At 49.1% G+C, this 23,750-nt stretch carries 14 protein-coding genes; 2 read left to right on the top strand and 12 right to left on the bottom strand.

From position 1 onward, the window contains the following. The first annotated feature begins 16 nt into the window (after window positions 1-16). Together HYN48_RS15155 and HYN48_RS04565 are read left to right on the top strand one after the other, a co-directional pair. Window positions 17-9,445, top strand: a complete 9,429-nt coding sequence (locus tag HYN48_RS15155; protein WP_146171719.1) for an Ig-like domain-containing protein — start codon at window positions 17-19, stop codon at window positions 9,443-9,445. Window positions 9,446-9,583: 138 nt separating this feature from the next. Beyond that, window positions 9,584-10,333, top strand: coding sequence for a phosphatase PAP2 family protein (locus tag HYN48_RS04565; RefSeq protein ID WP_108370000.1), 750 nt, complete (start codon window positions 9,584-9,586; stop codon window positions 10,331-10,333). A gap of 50 nt (window positions 10,334-10,383) precedes the next feature. On the opposite strand, the gene HYN48_RS04560 is transcribed toward HYN48_RS04565, so the two are convergent. From HYN48_RS04560 to HYN48_RS04505, 12 genes are all read right to left on the bottom strand, one after another. Further along, window positions 10,384-11,565 carry a DUF3570 domain-containing protein gene (locus tag HYN48_RS04560; RefSeq protein ID WP_108369999.1) on the bottom strand — a complete coding sequence of 394 codons (1,182 nt, stop codon included), beginning with the start codon at window positions 11,563-11,565 and terminating at the stop codon, window positions 10,384-10,386. Window positions 11,566-11,578: 13 nt separating this feature from the next. Then, window positions 11,579-11,800: a DUF4266 domain-containing protein gene (locus HYN48_RS04555; RefSeq protein ID WP_108369998.1), complete on the bottom strand. Its 222-nt coding sequence runs from the start codon at window positions 11,798-11,800 to the stop codon at window positions 11,579-11,581. Next, the gene (locus HYN48_RS04550; RefSeq protein ID WP_108369997.1) at window positions 11,797-12,720 is read right to left on the bottom strand and encodes an FAD:protein FMN transferase; all 924 of its coding nucleotides are present in this window, start codon (window positions 12,718-12,720) and stop codon (window positions 11,797-11,799) included. The genes HYN48_RS04555 and HYN48_RS04550 overlap by 4 nt, the downstream gene beginning before the upstream one ends. 7 nt (window positions 12,721-12,727) lie before the next feature. Then, entirely contained in the window at window positions 12,728-13,162 is a 435-nt protein-coding gene (locus tag HYN48_RS04545; RefSeq protein WP_108369996.1) for a thioredoxin family protein, read from the bottom strand. Between the two features lie 145 nt (window positions 13,163-13,307). Further along, window positions 13,308-14,465 carry a methionine aminotransferase gene (locus HYN48_RS04540; protein WP_108369995.1) on the bottom strand — a complete coding sequence of 386 codons (1,158 nt, stop codon included), beginning with the start codon at window positions 14,463-14,465 and terminating at the stop codon, window positions 13,308-13,310. A 40-nt stretch (window positions 14,466-14,505) separates the two neighbouring features. After that, window positions 14,506-15,747 carry a Zn-dependent hydrolase gene (locus HYN48_RS04535; protein WP_108369994.1) on the bottom strand — a complete coding sequence of 414 codons (1,242 nt, stop codon included), beginning with the start codon at window positions 15,745-15,747 and terminating at the stop codon, window positions 14,506-14,508. Between the two features lie 118 nt (window positions 15,748-15,865). Continuing rightward, on the bottom strand, window positions 15,866-17,134 hold the full coding sequence (gene preA / locus HYN48_RS04530) for an NAD-dependent dihydropyrimidine dehydrogenase subunit PreA (protein ID WP_108369993.1): 1,269 nt from the start codon (window positions 17,132-17,134) through the stop codon (window positions 15,866-15,868). Window positions 17,135-17,138: 4 nt separating this feature from the next. Next, window positions 17,139-18,524: an NAD(P)-dependent oxidoreductase gene (locus HYN48_RS04525; protein WP_108369992.1), complete on the bottom strand. Its 1,386-nt coding sequence runs from the start codon at window positions 18,522-18,524 to the stop codon at window positions 17,139-17,141. Between the two features lie 71 nt (window positions 18,525-18,595). Continuing rightward, window positions 18,596-19,462: a nitrilase-related carbon-nitrogen hydrolase gene (locus HYN48_RS04520; RefSeq protein ID WP_108369991.1), complete on the bottom strand. Its 867-nt coding sequence runs from the start codon at window positions 19,460-19,462 to the stop codon at window positions 18,596-18,598. A gap of 25 nt (window positions 19,463-19,487) precedes the next feature. Continuing rightward, window positions 19,488-20,870 (bottom strand): dihydropyrimidinase, encoded by a 1,383-nt coding sequence (gene hydA, locus HYN48_RS04515; protein ID WP_108369990.1) that lies wholly within the window; start codon window positions 20,868-20,870, stop codon window positions 19,488-19,490. Between the two features lie 2 nt (window positions 20,871-20,872). Continuing rightward, the gene (locus HYN48_RS04510) at window positions 20,873-22,327 is read right to left on the bottom strand and encodes an NCS1 family nucleobase:cation symporter-1 (protein ID WP_219909600.1); all 1,455 of its coding nucleotides are present in this window, start codon (window positions 22,325-22,327) and stop codon (window positions 20,873-20,875) included. Window positions 22,328-22,339: 12 nt separating this feature from the next. Next, the gene (locus HYN48_RS04505; RefSeq protein ID WP_245945985.1) at window positions 22,340-23,692 is read right to left on the bottom strand and encodes an aminotransferase class III-fold pyridoxal phosphate-dependent enzyme; all 1,353 of its coding nucleotides are present in this window, start codon (window positions 23,690-23,692) and stop codon (window positions 22,340-22,342) included. Window positions 23,693-23,750: the final 58 nt, after the last annotated feature.

The following is a 23,750-nucleotide window of genomic DNA, read 5'->3' as shown; positions in this document are numbered from 1 at the left end:
TTTTTAAGGATTACATATGAAATCAAAAATTACTTTATTTAGTTTATTGGCTGTATTGTTTTTCATTCCCGAGGTATTCGGGCAGTGTACTTCCGGAGGTCTTTACCCTACGACCAGTTTTACGCCGCTGTGTTCAGGCAACCAGGAAACCATCAACACCGATTGCTGGGCGGGAGAATATGCCGAAGTCAATGTGGTGGCCAACAAACAGTACACGTTCGCAAGTTCTGTAACCACTGATTACATTACCATAACAGATGCCGCAGGCACGCTTACCTATGCCAACGGCACTTCCCCGGTGACCTGGTTGTCGGGATCAACGTCAGGAGTCATCCGTTATTTTATCCATAAAAATTCAGGCTGTACTACAGAGAATATCGGAAGGATCCGTTATATCACCTGTGCCACACCACCGGCTTCCTGCGCGTCACCAACCGGATTGTTTGTCAGCAACATCACATCCAATTCGGTCAGGATCAATTGGACCGCGCCGGCATCAATACCAACGACCGGTTATGACTATTTTGTCAACACGACCGGTGTGCCTCCTTTGGCATCTTCAAACCCAACGGGTACGGTAGGCAATGCCTCTGTCGCGACAACGCTGGTAGGAAATGCGGGCACCACGTACTTCTACTGGATAAGGTCAAACTGCACTTCAACTAAGGGAAACTGGGTTTCAGGCGGAAGTTTTACGACAATCGCTTTCCAAAACTGCAATGCCGCTACTTACGGCCTGTATCCTGAAGCCACTTATACCCCACTAAATACAGGTGCTTTAGAACAAATCGTAACCGACACCTGGGCCGGCGAATATTCTAATGTCAATATTTCGGCCAACAAGCAATACACTTTTACAAGTTCCGTCGCCACAGATTATATCACAATAACCAATAACGCAGGTACTTCTGTTTATGCAACCGGAACGACCCCTTTATCCTGGAATTCGGGCGCCAACACAGGCGTATTCCGTTATTACATCCACGCCAATTCCACTTGTGCTGACGATACTACGGGACGCATCAGGTACATCACTTCAGTGGATTCTTCCTGTCCGCTGCCTTATAACATTTATACAAATGGCCTGTCCAGCAGCAGTGTGACTTTAAACTGGCTGACAACCACTACCCCAGGCAATGGCTATGACTATATTGTGACCACTTCCAATGCCACACCGTCAAATGCAGCAGTTCCGACAGGCAGCGTTGTTAACAATATTGTTACAGTAAATTCCGGGATTGTACCCAACACCCTGTATTATGTGTGGGTAAGGTCGAATTGTGGCACTACAAAAAGTGCCTGGGGCGGACCCTTCAATTTCACCAGCCTGCCCACCACATTAGGAAATGGGTGTACCAGCGGCGTATTGTATCCGACGACAACCTTTTCGCCTTCATGTTCAGGCAATCCGGAACTCGTTACGAACATTGCGTATGCAGGCGAATACACGAATGTATCGGTTGCCAATGGAAGAAAACTCACATTCTCCTCGTCTAATACATCAGATTTCATCACGATTACCAATACTGCCGGCACGCAGATCCTTGCATATGGCCTCACGCCTGTGGTATACATCGTAGACAGCGGGACGACGACTTTGCGTTATTACATTCATTCAGGCAGTGACTGCGGCACCGAAAACGTAAACAGGAGCCGCTATGTAACGTGTCAGACATCAGTATGTCCTTCACCAACCTCTCCCGTAAGCTCGGCAGTAACGTCAGTTGGCGCTACACTGAGCTGGACACCTACTACGTCACCGGGTCTCGGATATGAATATTATATAAGTACCTCGAATGTATTGAGTCCGCAATATGACACCGCGGCAACGGGTACTTCAGCAACGACTTCAAAAGTAATAACCAATCTGAACTCAGCGACGACTTACTATTTTTGGGTAAGGGCTGCCTGTAGTGCCGCGTCTAAAAGCAACTGGGTTTACGGCGGAAGCTTTACTACGCTGAATTCAGTCACTTGTGCGGCGCCTTCCAACCTGTCTGCAAGCTACATTACGTCCAATTCAGCATACCTGAATTTTACACCAGCGAGTCCAACCCCATCAAACAGTTACCAATATTACGTAAGTGTGGTGAACACTGCTCCGACAGCAGGTACGACGCCAACGGGCACGGTAAGCCCATCACAAAGCAACATCACCGGCCTGAACGCGAGCCAGACTTATTTCTTTTGGATCAGGTCAAACTGCGGCAGCAGCCAAAGCAACTGGATTGCGGGCGGCAGTTTTACCACGGTGGCAGCATTGAGCTGTAACGGGACCGGCGGTAATTTCGGAATATTTCCAACTTCAACCTTCACGCCGACCTGTAGCGGAAGCAACGAACTCATCTTAAATGGTTCATGGGCAGGAGAATTCTGCAACGTAAATGTTACCGCAGGCAATACTTACACCTTTACGAGTTCGATTGCTACAGACTACATTACGGTTACCAATGCGGCAGGAAACGTCGTTTACGCGAGCGGCACAACGCCGGTAAGGTGGTACTCAGGCAGCACTGCCGGCATTGTGAGGTATTTTATACATACCGATGCTTCCTGTGGTACGCAACAAACAGACAGGTCGCGTTACATCAGTTGTACGCCGACTGTCGTGAGCCTGTTGGGTGAAGGTGCCTCTGGTTGGGATACCGACATTTTTATGTCCAGTACCGATGGTATTAACTTCACCCTGAACAATTACACATTGTCTACCGGCGGTGTGAAGTTCCGACTGAACAGCGACTGGATTGTCAATTGGGGCAACAACACTTTCCCAACGGGAACGGGCGTCCAGGACGGTCCTAACATTCCGGCGGTGGCCTGTACCTACAACATCAGCCTGAACGTTGTTACCGGCGCCTATAGTTTTATAAGCACTTCAACACAGCCGACAAGTCCGACGGGCGCAGCTTCCCAGGCGTTTTGTAATTCGGCAACCATAGCAAACCTCGCTGCAACCGGCACAAACATCAAGTGGTACGACGCTCCGAGCGGCGGAAATCTGTTGGCATCAACAACTCCGATTGTGAGCGGCACAACGTACTATGCCTCGAGGTCAAACAGTACTTGCGAATCTATTGCAAGGTTAGCCGTTACAGCAACCGTGAACGTAACACCTGCACCTACGGCACCGGCTAATCAAACTTTTTGTCTTGGGTCCGTTGTGGGCGACCTGGTGTCGACTGGCTTTCCAAGACGCTATTACAATGTGCCTGTAAACGGATCATCGCTTCCGCCTGCAACACTCCTTACGACTGGAACTTATTATATTACCCAGGTAATTAATAACTGTGAAAGCGCAAGAACACCGGTTTCAGTTACAGTGAATTCGACGACACCGACATTCACAGTTGTAGCTCCAATTTGTTCAGGAGCGACGCTGGCTGCACTCCCCACCACTTCAAATAATGGGATTACAGGAACCTGGTCGCCGGCATTGAACAATACTGCTACGACAACTTACACATTCACTCCGACAGCAGGCCAGTGCGCCACGTCAGCGATGATGACTATTACAGTTAATCAAAAGGTGACACCAACATTCACTGCGGTGGCTCCGATTTGTTCCGGAAGCACATTAGCGGCATTGCCAACGACATCTAATAATGGCTTTACTGGAACGTGGTCGCCGGCTTTGAACAATACTGCTACGACGACCTATACTTTTACACCGTCAGTTGGCCAATGCGCCAACACCGCGATGATGACCATCACCGTGAACCAGAAGGTGACACCTACATTCACTGCGGTGGCTCCGATTTGTTCCGGAAGCACATTAGCGGCATTGCCAACGACATCTAATAATGGCTTTACCGGAACCTGGTCGCCGGCTTTGAACAATACTGCTACGACGACCTATACTTTTACACCGTCAGTTGGCCAATGCGCCAACACCGCGACGATGACTATTACAGTTAATCAAAAGGTGACACCAACATTCACTGCGGTGGCTCCGATTTGTACGGGCAGCACGTTGGCGGCATTGCCAACGACATCTAATAACGGCTTTACCGGAACCTGGTCACCGGCTTTGAACAATACTGCTACGACGACCTATACTTTTACACCGTCAGTTGGCCAATGCGCCAACACCGCGACGATGACTATTACAGTTAATCAAAAGGTGACACCAACATTCACCGCGGTGGCTCCGATTTGTTCGGGCAGCACGTTAGCAGCATTGCCAACGACATCTAATAATGGCTTTACCGGAACCTGGTCGCCGGCTTTGAACAATACTGCTACGACGACCTATACTTTTACACCGTCAGTTGGCCAATGCGCCAACACCGCGACGATGACTATTACAGTTAATCAAAAGGTGACACCTACATTCACTGCGGTGGCTCCGATTTGTTCCGGAAGCACATTAGCGGCATTGCCAACGACATCTAATAATGGCTTTACCGGAACCTGGTCGCCGGCTTTGAACAATACTGCTACGACGACCTATACTTTTACACCATCGACCGGGCAATGTGCCAATACGGCAACGATGACGATCACAGTCAACCAGCCGATAACACCTGCATTTACTCAGGTAGCAGCAATTTGTTCAGGAAGCACATTAGCCGCGCTGCCGACAAACTCAAACAACGGCGTTACCGGAACCTGGTCACCGGCATTGAACAATACCGCTACGACAACCTATACTTTTACGCCGTCCGCCGGGCAATGTGCCAATACGGCAACGATGACGATCACAGTTAACCAGCCGATAACTCCTGCATTTACTCAGGTAGCAGCAATCTGTTCAGGAACTACTTTGGCAGCGCTGCCTACAACATCCAACAATGGCGTTACCGGAACCTGGTCACCGGCATTAAACAATACCGCTACGACCACGTACACGTTCACACCATCAGTCGGGCAATGCGCCAATACGGCGACGATGACTATTACAGTTAACCAACCGACGACACCTGCATTTACTCAAGTGGCAGCAATTTGTTCAGGAGCTACTTTGGCCGCGCTGCCGACAACGTCCAACAATGGCGTTACCGGAACCTGGTCACCGGCTTTGAACAACACCGCTACGACAACGTACACCTTTACACCGTCAACCGGGCAATGCGCCAATACGGCGACGATGACTATTACAGTTAATCAGCCGACAACACCTGCATTTACTCCGGTAGCAGCAAGTTGTTCAGGAGCTACTTTGGCTGCGCTGCCGACAACGTCCAACAACGGTGTTACCGGAACCTGGTCGCCCGCTTTGGATAACACAGCTACGACGACTTACACGTTCACACCATCTGTCGGGCAATGTGCCAATACGGCGACGATGACTATTACGGTTAACCAAGCGACAACACCTGCATTCACTCAGGTAGCAGCAATTTGTTCAGGAAGCACATTAGCCGCGCTGCCGACAACGTCCAACAACGGTGTTACCGGAGCCTGGTCACCGGCATTAAACAATACCGCTACGACAACTTATACTTTTACTCCGTCAGCCGGGCAATGTGCCAATACGGCGACGATGACTATTACAGTTAACCAGCCGACAACACCTGCATTTACTCAGGTGGCAGCAATTTGTTCAGGAGCTACTTTGGCTGCGCTGCCGACAACGTCCAACAACGGTGTTATCGGAACCTGGTCACCAGCTTTGAACAACACCGCTACGACGACGTACACGTTCACACCGGATGCGGGACAATGCGCTCTGGCTGCAACAATGACCATCACGGTAAACCCGAACATCACACCTGATTTTACACAGGTAATGCCGATTTGTTCCGGAGCTGCATTGGCTGCCCTGCCAACGGTATCCGATAATGGCATCACTGGAAGCTGGTCGCCCGCTTTGGATAACACAGCTACGACCACCTACACCTTCACACCGGATGCGGGACAATGCGCTTTGGCTGCAACAATGACCATCACCGTAAACCCGAACATCACACCTGTTTTTACACCGGTAATGCCAATTTGTTCCGGAGCTGCGCTGGCTGCCCTGCCAACGGTTTCGAATAATGGTATCACGGGAAGCTGGTCGCCTGCTTTGGATAATACTGCTACGACTACTTACACCTTCACCCCGGATGCGGGACAATGCGCTTTGGCTGCAACAATGACCATCACGGTAAACCCGAACATCACACCTGATTTTACACCGGTAATGCCGATTTGTTCCGGAGCTGCGCTGGCTGCCCTGCCAACGGTTTCGAATAATGGTATCTCGGGAAGTTGGTCGCCTGCGTTGGATAATACTGCTACGACTACTTACACCTTCACGCCGGATGCGGGACAATGTGCTTTGGCTGCAACAATGACCATCACGGTAAACCCGAACATCACACCTGATTTTACACAGGTAATGCCGATTTGTTCCGGAGCTGCATTGGCGGCCCTGCCAACGGCATCCAATAATGGCATCACCGGAAGCTGGTCGCCTGCTTTGGATAACACGGCCACGACCACCTACACCTTCACACCGGATGCGGGACAATGCGCTCTGGCTGCAACAATGACCATCACCGTAAACCCGAACATCACTCCTGATTTTACACCCGTAATGCCAATTTGTTCCGGAGCTGCGCTGGCTGCCTTGCCAACGGTTTCGAATAATGGTATCACGGGAAGTTGGTCCCCTGCGTTGGATAATACTGCTACGACTACTTACACCTTCACGCCGGATGCGGGACAATGCGCTTTGGCTGCCACGATGACCATCACGGTAAACCCGAACATCACACCTGATTTTACACCGGTAATGCCAATTTGTTCCGGAGCTGCGCTGGCTGCCCTGCCAACGGTTTCGAATAATGGTATCACCGGAAGTTGGTCCCCTGCGTTGGATAATACTGCTACGACTACTTACACCTTCACGCCGGATGCTGGACAATGCGCTCTGGATGCAACAATGACTATCACGGTAAACCCGAACATCACACCTGATTTTACACCCGTAATGTCGATTTGTTCCGGAGCTGCGCTTGCTGCCCTGCCAACGGTATCCGATAATGGTATCACGGGAGGTTGGTCGCCTGCGTTGGATAATACTGCTACGACTACTTACACCTTCACCCCGGATGCGGGACAATGCGCTTTGGCCGCAACAATGACCATCACCGTAAACCCGAACATCACACCTGATTTTACACAGGTAATGCCGATTTGTTTCGGAGCTGCGCTGGCTGCCCTGCCAACGGTTTCGAATAATGGTATCACGGGAAGTTGGTCGCCTTCTTTGGATAACACAGCTACGACCACCTACACCTTCACGCCGGATGCGGGACAATGCGCTTTGGCTGCAACAATGACCATCACCGTAAACCCGAATCCTACACTAGATGAAAAAACCGATATTACGGCGTGCGTAAGTTATACTTTGCCCGTATTGACAAACGGCAATTACTTTACCGAACCTAATGGCTCAGGAACGATGCTTGCTGGCGGAGACGCAATTACCTCGACACAAACGATATATGTTTATGCAGACAATGGGATGTGTACCGCTGAAGAAAGTTTCACAGTGACCATTTCGCCTGTTGCTGTGATCGACGAACTGAACGATGTCATTGCCTGTGGAAGTTACATCCTCCCAGTGCTGACCACAAACGCAGACTATTACACCGAACCCGGAGGAGCCGGAACCTTGCTTCACGCCGGAGATGTAGTCTCCACCTCGCAAACTATATATGTGTACGTTTTGGGCGCAATATCAAGTTGTACTGCCGAAAGTGACTTTATCGTAACCATCAATCCTATCCCGGCAGTCGATACTCTTGCCGATGTAACAGCTTGCGACAGCTACACGCTTCCGGTATTGACCAACGGAAATTATTTCACCGAAACCGCAGGCGCAGGAACCATGCTCAACACAGGAGATACCATCACGTCCTCACAGACGGTTTACATCTACGCATCAAATGGGGATTGCAGCGCCGAAACGGATTTTGCCGTAACGATCACTTCTACACCGATAGTCGATGACCTCGCCGATGTAACAGCTTGCGACAGCTACACGCTTCCGGTGTTGACCAACGGAAATTATTTCACCGAAACTGCAGGCGCAGGAACCATGCTTAACGCAGGAGATGTCATTAACTCATCACAGACAGTTTACATCCACGCATCAAACGGCGATTGCAGTACCGAAACGGATTTTGCCGTAACGATTACCGCAACCCCAACAGTCGATGACCTGGCCGATGTGACCGCTTGCGACAGCTACACGCTTCCGGCATTGACCAACGGAAATTATTTCACCGAAACCGCAGGTGCAGGAACCATGCTTAATGCAGGCGATGTCATTACCACATCACAGACGGTTTACGTCTACGCATCAAACGGGGATTGCAGTGTCGAAACGGATTTTGCCGTAACGATCACTTCTACACCAACAGTCGATGACCTTGCCGATGTGACTGCCTGCGACAGCTACACGCTTCCGGTATTGACCAACGGGAATTATTTTACCGAAACCGCAGGCGAAGGAACCATGCTCAACGCAGGAGATGTTCTTACGTCATCACAGACGGTTTACATCTACGCATCAAACGGCGATTGCAGTGCCGAAACGGATTTTGCCGTAACGATCACTTCTACACCAATAATCGATGACCTGGCCGATGTAACAGCCTGCGACAGCTACACGCTTCCGGTACTGACCAACGGGAATTATTTCACCGAAACCGCAGGCGCAGGAACCATGCTCAACGCAGGAGATGTCATCACGTCGTCACAGACAGTTTACATCTACGCATCAAACGGGGATTGCAGTGCCGAAACGGATTTTGCCGTAACGATCACTTCTACACCAATAGTCGATGACTTCGCCGATGTAACAGCTTGCGACAGCTACACACTTCCGGCTTTGACCAACGGGAATTATTTCACCGAAACCGCAGGCGCAGGAACCATGCTCAACGCAGGCGATGTCATTACCACATCACAGACGGTTTACATCTACGCATCAAACGGGGATTGCAGTGCCGAAAGCAGTTTCAATGTAGCAATCAATGCTTTGGATAATACCACAACTTTGAATCTGGAAACCATCACGGCAAACCAAAGCGGGGCGTCTTACCAATGGATTTCGTGTGACCAGACTCCGGGAATTATCGACGGAGAGACCAATCAAAGCTTTACCGCAACAGAAAACGGTCAATACGCCGTCATCATTACCCTTGGCGATTGTACAGTAACCAGTGAGTGTGTGACTATCGACTCTTTAGGTACCGGAACACTTCCATTGGACAACCTGATTACCATGTATCCGAACCCAAGCCGTGGTACGTTCACTGTTGATACAGGCAGCCTTATCGCCGATCACATTTTTGTCATTGACAACCTTGGAAGGCAAATTGCGCAACACAAACCGACCTCACAGAAATCGTTTATGGATGTAAGCGGTTACGCTGACGGTGTTTACTACATCAGGATCAGCTATCAGAATAAGGAAACCGTGAAAAAATTAGTACTGAGTAAGAATTAATTACGATTAACAAAATGAGATAACAAAATCCCGGCAGCCATGTCGGGATTTTTATTTACCGCAATATCCGCATCGAACACCGATTTTCGATTTCAGGATTGAGGAAAATAAATTTACTTTGCCCACAAATACATCCCGATGACAAAAAGACTCATGGCAATCGCCATCCTGCTGTCCTTCAGGCTCTCGACAGCCCAGGGACAGACACTGGATACCTTACCCGCGCAAAACAATTACCATTTCAATTACAAAGCCCTGATCATTCCGACCGTTTTACTTGGTTACGGTATTATCGGACTTGAAAGCCCAACACTAAGAGGGATTAATTCAAGTACGAATAATGAATTGAAAGAACACATTGACGAGAAAATCTCAGTAGACGATTTCTCACAATACAGTCCGTTCCTTTCGGTGTATGCCCTCAATGCCTTCGGGATCCAGGGCCGGCATAACTTCAAAGACCGCACCATCATATTAGGCACGGCTTACCTGATTATGGCAACTTCGGTCAATATCATCAAAAATACCGGTACGGTATGGAGACCTGATGGCACTTCGAACAATTCTTTCCCGTCAGGCCATACGGCGACCGCGTTTATGGGTGCCGAATTTTTGTATCAGGAATACAAAAACGTGTCTCCGTGGTACGGCATTACCGGATACGCTGTGGCCGCCGGAACGGGCTTCTTCAGGATGTATAACCACCGCCATTGGCTTACGGATGTCGCCGCGGGAGCAGGCATCGGAATACTAAGTACAAAAATTGCTTACTGGATCCATCCCTTTGTAAAGAAAACCTTTTTCAGCAAAAGCACAAAGGCGACCGGCATGCTGATGCCATCCTATAACCAGGGCAAAGCCGGACTCGGATTTTACATGGAATTCTAAACCGGAAAAGGCCGCCCGATGGACAGCCTTTTAATGGAATATTCCGATTCTTATTTGTATTTGATGTTGATGCTGATGATGTTCGACACCATGTTGGTCGTCTTGGTATAGTGCCCATAGCGGATTTCAATGGTATTGAAATGCTTGAGACCAAAAACGCCTTTAAGCGGCGTGAATTTCATCCCCATGCCGAAGAAACTGCTGTCGAATTTCGATAAATCGTAATTGCTGGTGTAGAATTCCTCAGTACCGTCATGCTGCTGAAATCCTTTAAAGTACTTGACAGCTGTTTGGGTATAAAACCTGTAAAAAGGGCTTAACGAAAATACCGGAGAGAGTTTTACCGGCACTTCGAGATCGGCAGTATGCGACTTTAAACCCCAGTCATCAGTATAATAGCGGTAGTACGCGCGCAGGATGATGTTATCACCCAGGAAGTAACTGCCGCGCACCGCAAGCGGAATTTTCAGGCGTGTGTCCGGAAGATTCTCCTGGTGCACTGAGCCATCATCAAAATACACCCTGTGAAAGGGCAGCCCGAGGTAGCCGCTTTGCGTAATCACATCGGCGAGGAACATTACCTGGAAATTCCGGTTGACGACCTGCGCATAGCTTAACGAGCCCGCAAACGTATTTCTCGACGCCGTCCCGTAATTTTCCCCGCCTGTCCTCAGTTCGACCGGTTCGACCAATTTCACCTGGTCGAGATATGCCTGGAATTTGGCGGTGAATTCCCCATTGCGGTCTTTGGTTTTTTTGGCATAAACGATATTCCCGCCAAATGACTGGTAGTCAAATTCGGTTGACGAAGACACCCCTGCGCCGAAAGATTGGCCTTTGTCCTCATTCTCCATGAGGTAACTGACCGACGGATAAAAGCGGATGTCGCCTGATGAAGCCGATGAATTGGCGCTGAGATCAATCATATCAGAGGAAGCGGACGTATAATGGTCCACGCCGACTTCAACATCCCAGGTGTGCTTGTTGCCTGTCTTGCCGTATTTGACCAGCTTCAAATCAATCGCGTTGGAAATATCGGTCAGCTCCTCGGTCCCGATGCCGCCGGTGACTGCCGAATTGTTTCCATTTTGTTTATAATAACTCGACACCAGGTTTACCTCCTCGATCTTGAGCTTGGTGCTTTTATACCCTGTTGAATCTGAAGGCTGCGTTTGCGCCTGCATGCGGAATAACCCCAATAGGGCAAATCCTGTGATCACTATCCTCTTCATTTGCCTTTATGGATTAATTGCAACCGCAACCGCCGCCGCTTTTGCCCGAATTGGCTCCGGAAGCGCCTTCTCGGTAAGATTGGAAACTCAGTTCTGTTTTCTCGATCTTACGGTTGGAGAGTACCATTTCCGAATCGTTGATTTTGGATTTCTGGTATTCTTTCACCGATTCACACGACACCGTTACAGTGCCGATGGCCACGGCCATAATCAATGCTTTTCTTGTTTTGTTCATGTTAAATGGATGTTTTCAGAGGTATAAACTTTGTTGTAATCGTCAATAATAATGCAATGCAGGCCGGGAATCTGATTAACCAGGAACAGGCCCGCCTTGATGCCCATTACGGCAATCGGGGTGGCCATGGCATCGGCAAATTCAGCATTGTCGCAAATGACCGTAACGCTTTTGATGCCCGTAATCGGGAGGCCGGTTTTTGGATCGATAGTATGCGAATACTTCCTGCCGCCGATGGTGATGTATTTTTCATAATTTCCCGAAGTGGCCACGGCTTTCTCAGATATTTCGATATACGAGAAAACCGACGCAGGCTGTTCGGGATCGGCTATCCCTATGGTCCAGGGCTTCCCTCCGGGTTGCAATCCCCAGGCCGCCAGGTCACCGCTGGCATTTATAATGCCGCTTTTTACACCATTGCCTAATAATTTCTGTTTGGCCATTTCCGCTGCATAGCCCTTACCAATACCGCCAAACCCGATGCGCATGCCTTTTTCTTTGAGGAACACGGTACATTTTTCAGCATCCAGGATGATATTGCGGTAATCGATCAGGTACACCATTTTTGCGGCTGTTTCTGCGGTGGGCAGCGTGGTCATATTTCGGTCAAAATTCCAAAGGCTCTTATCGATACTCCCATAACTGATGTCGAACGCACCCTGCGTAATCTTCGAAATCGCCAGGCTTCTTTCAATCAGGTTAAAAACTTCAGCGTCAACGGTCACGGGTTGTATTCCCGCATTGTCATTGATGGCGTTGGTCTGGCTATCCGGCTTAAATGTGGTCAAAAGCTGCTCAATCCTGCTGATTTCGGAAATGGCGGCTTCTATATTTTCCGATGCAAAATCCTTGTCTTCAGCCACAACAGTTATCGTAAAATTGTTGCCCATCAGTTTCAGGGATTTTGAATGCTTTTCCATCTACGGATTATTTATGCGCGTCGCAAATGGCTTTGACCTCGGCGGTAAACTGCTCCGGAGAGACTCCTGGCTTACCACTCCAGGTTTTGATTACCTTGCCGTCAGCGTCAAGCAACAAGGTAAAGGGAAACATGCCCTGCTTGTTGTATTGGTCAGCGAGTGCTTCGTTGCGTTTCACGACATCCGCCGATGGGATGTTTTTCTTCTTCCTCGGGAAATCAGCATTGACCATCACCAGATGGCTTTTCGCCATAGCTGAAAAAACATCACTGTCAAAATAATCTTTTCTCGTCACCATGCACGGCCCACACCAGTCTGAACCTGAAAAGTTCAGCAATATGAGTTGGTGGTTTTCCCTGGCCAATTTCTTGGCATTCTCAAAATCCGGTTCCCATTGCGTTGGGAGCACTAACAGTAAAAAATAAACGGCTAATAATTTCATGTGACAAATTTAAGGAATTAACGGGCAGGGATTTTGATTATTATTGTGGCAGAATTAAGTTTTGCTTAAGATTCCCGGCTTACCGTATATTGAGCCTGGAATTTCCCCCTCCTGACGTGCGGAGTATAATGTTTGCCTATGTCAATCAAACCCGGCACAACAGTCCGGCCGCAGCCACAAGCGTTTCATCGGTCTTGGCAAAGCAAAGCCTGATCAAACGATTGTCCTTAAAATTGCTGTGCAGGCGCGACACCGGGATGGCTGCCACACCGTATTCACGGGCCAGCCTGACGCAAAAATCATAGTCGCTTTCCTGCGATATCGCTGCATAATCCATCAATTGGAAATAAGAACCGTGGCAGGGCAACAATCTAAAGCGCGATGGCTGCATGGCAGCAGCAAACAGGTCCCTTTTTTGCTGGTAGAAAACAGGCAATGACAGGTAATCGTCCGATTCATCCATGTACCGTGTCAGAGCCTGCTGCAACGGATGGCTGGCACTGAAAACCGAGTTTTGGTGAATTTTCCTGATTTCCGAAGTCAGCGCCGGCGCCGCAATGCAGTAACCGATCCGCCAACCCGTGATGTGATATGTCTTTCCAAATGAAAATACCGAAACCGTCCTGTCCCGAAGTCCGTCATATTTCAACGGGGTTTCATGTACCCTGCCGTTATAGACCATGTGTTCATATACCTCGTCGCTCATCACGATGACATCGGTATCGCGTACGAGTTCCGACAGCATGGCCATGTCGGCCGGCTCAAATACCGTCCCGGTTGGGTTGTTTGGGGTGCAGATGCAAATCATTCGGGTCTTTGGCGTGAATAATGTCGCGAGTACCTTCCAGTCGATTTTAAAATCCGGGGCTTGCATCTCATAAATTACCGGAATCCCTCCCGCCATGTCAACCGCGGGCCTGTAGGAATCATAGCACGGCTCCATCAGGATGACTTCATCGCCCGGCCAGACAAAAGCGGCAATCGTGTTGTATATGGCTGCAGTGGCGCCGACCGTGATGGTGATTTCTGACTCCCAGTCCACCGCAATGCCATACGACTGATTCATCTTCTTAGCGACGCTTTGGCGCAGTGAAGGCAATCCTGCCATGGGCGCGTACTGGTTGGCTAAGGGTAAACTCTTGTCGGCCAGACTCGCGGCAACCAAATCCTGCAAGGTCGGCGAGGGCTCAAAATTCGGAAAACCCTGCGACAGATTGATCGCGTTGTGCCGGGCGGCCAACGCAGACATTTCCGAAAAAATGTGGTTGGTAACGTAGGGCAATTTGGATTTTATGTTTTTCATCCTGTTAAAGCTTGTAATCAAAGGTCTGAAAAACTTCCGGTTAATTATCCTTATTTAAAATTTCCGAAACCGTTCCCAGCAAAACCTGCGTTCCCAAAGCCAAATCCTCATACGAAGCATATTCCAGCGGATTGTGGCTGATGCCGTCCTTGCAGCGCACGAAAATCATGCCGTAATCACAGGCATAAGACATCGCCAGTGCATCGTGGAACGGGCCGCTCATCAATTCGGGCGCATCGAGGTTCAGGTTCTCGCATTGTTTGCGGATGATTTCCTTGATCCAGTCGGCACAATACCGCGGATCGCTTTTGGTATCTTCTGAAATTTCGCAAGTCAGGCCGTGCTTTCGGGTGATGGCTTCGATACGGTCGCGCAATTGCTTTTCGTAACGGTTCCTGCGGTCAAGGTCAATATCGCGGAGGTCGACCGTGAAGGTCACCTCTTCAGGAATGATGTTCCTTGACGCCGGAAAAACCTGGATGGTCCCAACCGTCCCGACCGTTGGTGCACCGGGAATCTGGGTGGCGATGTCATTGACGGCAACAATAATTTCCGCTGCGCCCATTAAAGCGTCCTTTCGGATTGGCATTGGGACTGAACCCGTGTGCCCCGCCATGCCTTTCAATTTTACTGTCCACCAAAGCGGCCCCGAAATTCCGGATACGACACCAATAGGCTTTTGCGCCAGATCGAGTATCGGGCCTTGTTCTATATGAAGTTCGAGGAAGCAGAAAATACTTCCGGATTGATATTCCGATTCGTGGAATTTCGTCACGTCGCAACCGAAATCTCTCAGCGCCTGCTCGCGTGTAATGCCATCCTTGTCGGTGCGCTGTAGTTCACCATCCTCGATTTTTCCAAGGATTCCCCTCGAACCGAAAAGCCCTTTATTGAAACGCCAGCCTTCTTCATCAGCGAAAGAAATCACTTCAATCGGGCGTTCTGGGATGATATTGTTTTCGTGCAACATCATGACAACCTCGATCGCACACAATACGCCGGCCACGCCATCAAACCGTCCGCCATAAGGTTGGGAATCGAGATGCGAACCCATCATCAAAACCGGAAGTTCAGGGTTTTTGCCTTCGAGCCTGCCGATGAGATTTCCGAAGTGGTCAATTCTGGTTGTCATTCCGGCCTCGTGCATCCAGGATGCGGCAAGTTCAAAACCTTGTTTTTCTAATGCAGTGTGCGCCGGGCGGCAGGTTCCGGTGTCGCCAATTTTACCGATGAGGCTCATGGCTTCGAAATGTTGTTGTAAGCGGGATGCGTTTATTTTCATGCTGATTCGTTCATGTTATGCGGGTTTGCGTTAGGGATTGCAGCGGCATCCTTTTGTGGAGTGCAGCGGAACAAAAGATACAGCGGAAAGCCCGGCCGAAGGCAACGCCCATAAAAAATTAATGATCATTAAGAGGCAAACCTAAACGCTGCCAGTCTTTCCAGTTCACATATTCCGGTGCGGCGCGGTGCACTTCCATCGTGATGCAGTTGTCGACGGGGCACACGAGCTTGCAGAGGTTGCAGCCGACGCATTCCTCCTCCTTGACCGTGTAATGGTTGTACGGATTGCCGCGGTCGACGTTGATGGACTGGTGCGACGTGTCCTCGCAGGCGATGTAGCACAGGCCGCAGTGGATGCATTTATCCTGGTCGATCTTGGCGATGTGGTGGTAATTGATATCGAGGTCTTCCCAATGCGTGATTTTTTCGACGGATTTACCGATGAAATCGGTGGTTTTAGCAAAGCCTTTTTCGTCCATCCAGTTGCTGAGGCCCTCGCACATGTCTTCGACGATGCGGAAACCGTGGTTCATTGCCGCGGTGCAAACCTGAACGGAAGTCGCTCCCAAGAGCATAAACTCGACAGCATCTTTCCACGTACTCACGCCACCGATCCCGGAAATCGGGACGCGTGACGCCAGCGGATCCTGTGCGACAGTCGTCAGCATTTTCAGCGCAATCGGTTTGACTGCGGGGCCGCAATAACCTCCGAAAACACTTTTCCCCGCGACGTAAGGATTCGGGACTAAAGTATCTAAGTCGACACCGGTGACGCTTTGGATGGTGTTGATCAGGCTCAGGGCATTTGTACCCCCTTCGACGGCAGCACGGGCGGTGGGCACGACAGAATGCACATTGGGTGTCAGTTTGGTAATGACGGGAATCGTGGCTTTTTCCATGACCCATTCGACGACCATTTTGGCGATTTCGGGATCCTGCCCTACTGCCGCACCCATGCCGCGTTCGGTCATGCCGTGCGGACAGCCGAAATTGAGTTCAAAGCCCATCGCTCCGGCGTCCTCACATTTCATGATGAGTTCGTGCCATGACTGGCGGTCGTTGTCGGCCATGAGTGATACGATCATGGCGCGATCGGGGAACATCTTGACGACTTCGGTAATTTCCTTAAGGTTGATATCCAATGGCCGGTCGCTGATGAGTTCGATGTTATTGAAACCCATCATGCGCTTGCCGGCGTAATTTACCGAGGAATATCTCGAGGAAACATTCTTGACCTGCGAGCCAAGCGTTTTCCATACGACGCCACCCCAGCCGGCTTCGAAAGCACGGACCACATTGATTTTTTTATCTGTAGGCGGAGCGCTGGCGAGCCAGAAAGGGTTTGGGGATTTTATGCCGAGAAAATTGGTTGATATATCTGCCATAATCTTAATTGTTGAAGGTTGGTTTTAATTCCGATTCGATGATGTAGTCCGGGCTGATGATGGCTTTGAGTATGGCGGCAGCACCGTCTTTTCCGGCCTGAACGGCATCGACGACTTCGCGCCCACCGTTGACGCAATCGCCGCCCGCGAAAACATTGTTTAAGCTGGTTTTGGATTTGCCTTGTACGGACACTTTTCCGTTGCTGTTTTGAAGATTTTCATTGTTTACCACTTCTGAAAACGGCATTTGTCCCGCCGCCTTGATCACCATATCGACATCGAGGGTAAAGGTTTCCCCGGTCTCGATCGGGCTTCTGCGGCCACTGGCATCAGGTGCGCCGAGTTTCATGACGTCGCAAACCAATTGTGATACGTTTTCACCATCGCCGATGATTTCTTTCGGGGCGGCAAGCCAGATGATATTACAGCCGTCGAGTTTGGCGATGTTGAGTTCTTTTTCGGTGCAGGGCATTTCTTCCTGTGTCCTTCTGTATACCAGATGCACTTCGGAAGCGCCGAGTCTTTTGGCCTGTGTCGCGGCATCAATGGCGGTCATCCCCATTCCGATCACCGCCACTTTATCGCCGACGGCTATTTTTGAATACTCATTGTTTCGTAAATCGTAAATAAATTTAATAGCATCAGTAACTCCGAATAAATTTTCTCCCGGAATGTCCAATTGGCGGGCCATGCCGACACCAAATGCCAAGTATACCGCATCGTAATTCCGCTGTAATTCCTCCAGGGAAATATTCCGTCCCAATTCGTGGTTGTATTTGATGGAGATGCCGCCGATTGAAGTGATGTAATTGACTTCATCTTCGCAGAATTCCGGCGTGACTTTGTAAGCGGCAATTCCGTAAGTCATCAGTCCGCCACCTTTGGATTCCTTTTCATAAATCGTGACTTCGACACCTTCCCTTGAAAGCGTATGCGCACAGCTTAGTCCGGCTGGTCCCGCACCGATAATAGCGACACGTTTCCCGGTGGATGGTTTCCTGTCGAATAATTGCCATTGGTTTTTCATGGCTTTTTCTGTCGAATAACGTTGTAGTTTGGCAATGTGGATGGGTGTTTCGTGCATCAGATTATACACACAGGCCCCTTCGCATAATTTTTCAACCGGGCAGACTTTACTACAGCCCGCTCCCATAATATTGGCCGAGAAAATCGTATGGGCCGAGCCTTTCGGATTTTCGGTCGCAATCTGCTTGATGAATTTGGGGACGTTGATTGATGTCGGACACGCCTTCATACACGGCGGATCGTAACAGAATAGACAGCGGTTTGCTTCCGTCAGTGCCGCATCATGGGTTTCGAACGGCGGATGGATGTCGGCGAAATTCGCTTCGTATTCTGCGTTTGTCAGACGGTTATTTTGTATACTCATAACATTTGTTTTGTTGTTTGGATTTTGCCACCAAAGACATTGAAAACCTATGTTTCTATGTGGCTTTGAATCTATAATTCGGTAATTTCTTTATACGTTTCCGGTCTTCTGTCACGATAAAACTGCCACTTTCCACGAACCTCATCGATTAAATCAAGGTCGAATTCAGCGATGAGCAATTCATCCTTGTCTTCAGAAGCACAGGCGAGGATTTCCCCCCGCGGATTCACGAAATAGGACGTGCCGTAAAATTTACCGAGATTCCATGGTTTTTCCGTTCCGACGCGGTTGATGCATCCCATGAAATAGCCATTCGCCACGGCATGCGCCGGTTGTTCGAGTTTCCATAAATATTGCGATTGCCCGACGGTGGTCGCCGATGGATTGAAGACGATTTCGGCGCCATTCAGTCCCAAACAACGCGCGCCATCCGGAAAATGACGGTCGTAGCAGATGTACACGCCGACTTTCGCATACTTTGTCTGGAACACCGGATAGCCTAAATTTCCGGGTTTGAAGAAATACTTTTCCCAGAAACCACCGGTCTGCGGAATATGGTTTTTACGGTATTTTCCCAAATAGGTCCCATCGGCGTCGATGACCGCAGCAGTGTTGTAATACACTCCGGATTGTTCTTTTTCGTAAATCGGGACGACGATAACCATGTTGTATTTTTTGGCATATCCCTGCATCAGCGCTGTCGTTGGTCCGGGAACCGTTTCTGCGGAAGCGTACCACTTCGCATCCTGACCCGGACAAAAATACGGGGTGTTGAAGATTTCCTGGAAACACAGGATCTGGACGCCTTGCCTTCCGGCTTCATCAATATATGGAATGTGCTTTTGCAGCATGGCCTCCATGATTTCGGGGATGGTGCCTTCGCCCTCGGTTTTGGCGAGGCTGAGTTGGATTAAACCTGATTTTACTATTCTGGCCATGATTTAAATTACGAATGAGAAATTGCTATATTTTTCCTGTGACTTTATTCCTTTTTACAAACTGCCCGTAGCCTTTTTCTACTTTGCATTCGTTGTTGTCGATGACCACTTTTCCGCGTAACAAGACTGTTTTGACTTTTCCGGTCAACTCCCGGCCTTCGTAAGCGCTATAATCCACATTCATGTGGTGGGTTTTCGCAGACAAAGTGTGTGTTTCATTGGGATCGAGGATAACGATATCGGCGTCACTTCCGATTGCGATTGTGCCTTTTTTCGGGAACATGCCGAAAATTTTTGCTGCGTTCGTGCTGGCGACTTCAACATATTTATTCAGGGTGATCTTCCCTTTGGAAACACCTTCACTGAAGAGCAGTTCCATGCGGTTTTCGATGGCGGGATGCCCATTCGGGATTTTTGAGAAATCGTCTTTTCCCATCAGTTTCTGCTCCCACATAAACGGACAATGGTCGGTTGCAACCACATTGACCAAACCCTGATTCAATCCGGCCCAAAGCGTCTCCTGATCTTTCTTTTCGCGAAGCGGTGGCGACATCACCCACTTGGCCCCTTCAAAATCGTTTTCATATAGGGATGCGTCGAGAATGAGGTATTGAATGCAGGTTTCGACAAAAACATGTTGGTTCCTGCGTGTGGCAAAACGCACGGCATTCAACGCACCTTCACATGTTAAATGCACAATATATCCCGGACAGCCCGTGTAATCGGCCATATCTGCGAAACGGCTGCTGGCTTCGGCTTCAGTGACTTCGGGTTGGGATAAATAATGGTAAAGCGGTGATAATTTGCCTTCCGATTTGTGTTTGGCGATTAAAAAATCAATCATATCACCATTGGTTGCATGTACGTTAATCAGGCCGCCGTGCTTTTTCACCTCCTGCATCAAACCAACCATCTGCCGGTCATCAATCATCAGTGCACCTTTGTAAGCCATGAATGTTTTGAAAGACGTGATGCCTTCATTTTCTATGAAATGCCGGATTTCCTTTTTGGTTTCTTCGTTGAAATCGGTCACTGCCATGTGGAAACTGTAGTCACCGACGGCATTGTTATCACTGCGGCCTTTCCATTCGTTAAGCGCCGATTGCAGGCTTTTGCCCTGTGTCTGTAATATGAAATCGATGACGGTGGTGGTTCCACCAAAAAGTGCTGCGCGTGTGCCTGTTTCGTAGTTGTCGCTGCTGTAGGTTCCCATGAAGGGCATATCGAGGTGCACGTGCGGATCAATTCCGCCCGGCATGACGAGTTTCCCGGAGGCATCGATGGTTTCATCAGCAGTAACAGTCAGGTTTTTGCCAATGGTCCTGATGGTCTCGCCTTCGATAAATATATCGGCGGTGTAATCATCAGCCGCCGTTATAATTCTTCCGTTCTTGATTAAGATGCTCATATTTAATCTTGCTGTTTTCTCATTAAAATCCAATAAACCAACCCGCTAATACCGAATCCGACAAACCACGCATAGTGGTACAAATCTGACACCCATAATGGGAAAACATCACTGCCTACTGCTTTTATGGTGGTCAGAAATCCAGGGACATTCGGCAAGATTCCGATTATTAAAGCGGCAATCGCATTCATGTTAAAGCCGTCCGAAAAGCGGTACATCCCATAACTATTGTATAAATCTTCGAGTTCAAGTCGTTGCTTGCGAATGAAATAATAATCGACAATCATGATGCCGCCGACGGGTCCGAGCAGACTTGAATAGCCGACAAGCCATGTGAAAATATAACCCGACGGATCGGCAATCAGCTTCCATGGGAAAATGAGGATGCCGATGATTCCGGTGATGTATCCTCCTTTCCTGAAATCGATTTTAGATGGTGAAAGGTTCGCAAAATCATTGGCCGGACTGACAATATTTGCGGCGATATTGGTTGCCAATGTCGAAATAGCAACGGCAATCATGGCAATAGAAACCAACAATTTACTATCAAATTTTCCTGCCAAAACCACCGGATCCCAGATGGTTGTCCCAAAAACGATTGTTGTTGCCGAAGTGACCACCACGCCTACAAAAGCAAACAATGTCATTGAGGGCGGCAGACCAATGATCTGTCCTTTGATTTGTGCGTTCTGGGATTTGGCGTAACGCGTAAAATCGGGGATATTCAGCGACAGTGTCGCCCAAAAACCGACCATACCGGTTAATGCCGGGAAGAAAAAATGAAAGAAATCGGTTGTGGTTGTAAATTTTGATGGCGTGTCTAAAATTGGTCCAAGACCTTTTGCTGCTGAAATTGCCCAAAGCAATAAAGCCAATGCGGCAACCGGCAAAAAGATCGCCTTGAAAACCAGCAATCTCCTGATGCTTTCTACGCCCAGATATACGACATACATATTCAGCAGCCAGAAAAGGAAAAAACAAATTGCGGGACCCGTCTGTAATCCCCAGGATTCCGGGAAAATGGGTGGCAATGTATCCAATGCCGGGATCCACAGACGAAACATCTGGAACAGCGCAAATCCGCCAATCCAGGTTTGGATCCCGAACCAGCCGCAGGCCACAATCGCACGCAATAATGCCGGAATATTAGCGCCTTTGGTCCCGAAGCTCGCACGGGCAAAAACCGGAAAAGGAATGCCGTATTTGGCGCCCGCATGACCGTTTAAAATCATCGGGATCAGCACAATCGTATTGCCCAGAAATATCGTCAGGATCGCCTGCCACCAATTCATACCACCTTCAATCAATGAACTTGACAGCATATAAGTTGGGATGCAAAGGCTCATGCTGATCCATAAGGCCGCATAGTTCCAGGTATTCCAACTGCGTTTGTCCGCCGATACCGGGGCAAGGTCTTCGCTGTATAAGGAGGAACTGGTGATTGCTGTTTTGTTCATATTTTGGGCCATTTAAACAAGTGCGGCATCGGAAATCCTGAGTGCTTCACCGATGATGGCAAGCCCTTCATCAATCTGGTCTTTTGTCACACATAAGGGCGGCGCGATAAAAATGTAACCCCAGCGTACAAAGGTGTACAAACCGAGTTCACGTACTTTGGCGGCAATTTGGTTCGTGACCTTCAAATCATCTGCGGCAGCGTTGTACGGCGCAATCAATTCGCCTGTAGTTTTGTTTTTCAGGATGTCAAGACAGCCTAACAGTCCGGTATTTCGGAAAGTGCCCATACTCGGATGCTGACTTCTCATCTCTTCAATACGCGATTCAAGATACGCCCCCATTTCGCGTGTATTCTCAATCAGCCTGTCGCTTTCGTAAATGTTGATTACGGCCAAAGCTGCTGCAAGGGCTACCGGATGGCCGTTATACGTCAGCCCGATCATCATCGGCGTATTTTCGAATTTTTCCGCGATTTTGTCGGACACCATCAGGCAGCCCAACGGAAGATAGGAGGCCGTCAAACCCTTCGCCATGCAAACCATATCGGGAACGATGCCGTGGTTTTCAAAACCGAACCATTTTCCGGTACGCCCGAATCCGCTCATGACTTCGTCGGCAACGAACAGGATTCCGTATTTTTCGCATAAGGCCTTCACCCCTTTCAGATAGCCTTTCGGATATTTCAGGCAGCCTGACGAGCCGCTTTCGCCTTCAAAAATAAACGCAGCGATATTGGTTTTGCCTTCTAAATGGATGACCCTTTCTACATATTCCAAACTCAGGCTTAGTTTTGTCGCCTCATCCAGATTTTTCATTCCGAAGAAATAATACGGGTCGTCGAGATGCACGGCGTTTGGCATTTGCTGGGAATCGTTTGCGAGTTTACGCGGATCGCCGCCCACGGTCATCCCGCCAATCGAGCCGCCATGGAACGCGCGGTATCTTCCGATAATCTTATGTCTTCCCGTATACAGTCTCGCCAGCTTAATGGCGTTGTCAATTGAAGAGGTCCCACACAATGTGTAAAAGGCCTTGTTAAGGTCGCCGGGACAGATTTCAGCGAGTTTACGGGACAATCTCGCTCGGATTTCAGTCGTACAGCTTGGTGTCACAAAACTCACTTTCTGCATTTGTTCAACAACGGCATCGGTGACGCGCTGGTCGCCGTGCCCTATGTTTACAGACATCAACCCCGACGAAAAGTCGATGATGCGTTTGCCACCATATTCGTATAGATAAACCCCTTCTGCCCTTTCAATAGCAATCGGATTTACACTGGCCTGTGCCGACCACGAAAACAGGCTGAATTCTTTACTGTCAGCTATGATTTGTTCTTTGCTTAAAATATCTTCTTTGGTCATCATTTCATTATTCTTAGATTGTTCGACACGCTGCTGCAGACTTTAGGTTCTTACTTTTCCG

Origin of the sequence: Flavobacterium magnum (assembly GCF_003055625.1) — a bacterium.
Taxonomy (GTDB): domain Bacteria; phylum Bacteroidota; class Bacteroidia; order Flavobacteriales; family Flavobacteriaceae; genus Flavobacterium; species Flavobacterium magnum.
This window is presented reverse-complemented; position numbering and strand designations above follow the sequence as displayed.

Bases quoted from the DNA above. Each gene is read 5' to 3' on its own strand.
- HYN48_RS15155 (WP_146171719.1), top strand. From the start codon at position 17: ATGAAATCAAAAATTACTTTATTTAGTTTATTGGCTGTATTGTTTTTC.
- HYN48_RS04565 (WP_108370000.1), top strand. From the start codon at position 9,584: ATGACAAAAAGACTCATGGCAATCGCCATCCTGCTGTCCTTCAGGCTC.
- HYN48_RS04560 (WP_108369999.1), bottom strand. From the start codon at position 11,565: ATGAAGAGGATAGTGATCACAGGATTTGCCCTATTGGGGTTATTCCGC.
- HYN48_RS04555 (WP_108369998.1), bottom strand. From the start codon at position 11,800: ATGAACAAAACAAGAAAAGCATTGATTATGGCCGTGGCCATCGGCACT.
- HYN48_RS04550 (WP_108369997.1), bottom strand. From the start codon at position 12,720: ATGGAAAAGCATTCAAAATCCCTGAAACTGATGGGCAACAATTTTACG.
- HYN48_RS04545 (WP_108369996.1), bottom strand. From the start codon at position 13,162: ATGAAATTATTAGCCGTTTATTTTTTACTGTTAGTGCTCCCAACGCAA.
- HYN48_RS04540 (WP_108369995.1), bottom strand. From the start codon at position 14,465: ATGAAAAACATAAAATCCAAATTGCCCTACGTTACCAACCACATTTTT.
- HYN48_RS04535 (WP_108369994.1), bottom strand. From the start codon at position 15,747: ATGAAAATAAACGCATCCCGCTTACAACAACATTTCGAAGCCATGAGC.
- preA (WP_108369993.1), bottom strand. From the start codon at position 17,134: ATGGCAGATATATCAACCAATTTTCTCGGCATAAAATCCCCAAACCCT.
- HYN48_RS04525 (WP_108369992.1), bottom strand. From the start codon at position 18,524: ATGAGTATACAAAATAACCGTCTGACAAACGCAGAATACGAAGCGAAT.
- HYN48_RS04520 (WP_108369991.1), bottom strand. From the start codon at position 19,462: ATGGCCAGAATAGTAAAATCAGGTTTAATCCAACTCAGCCTCGCCAAA.
- hydA (WP_108369990.1), bottom strand. From the start codon at position 20,870: ATGAGCATCTTAATCAAGAACGGAAGAATTATAACGGCGGCTGATGAT.
- HYN48_RS04510 (WP_219909600.1), bottom strand. From the start codon at position 22,327: ATGAACAAAACAGCAATCACCAGTTCCTCCTTATACAGCGAAGACCTT.
- HYN48_RS04505 (WP_245945985.1), bottom strand. From the start codon at position 23,692: ATGATGACCAAAGAAGATATTTTAAGCAAAGAACAAATCATAGCTGAC.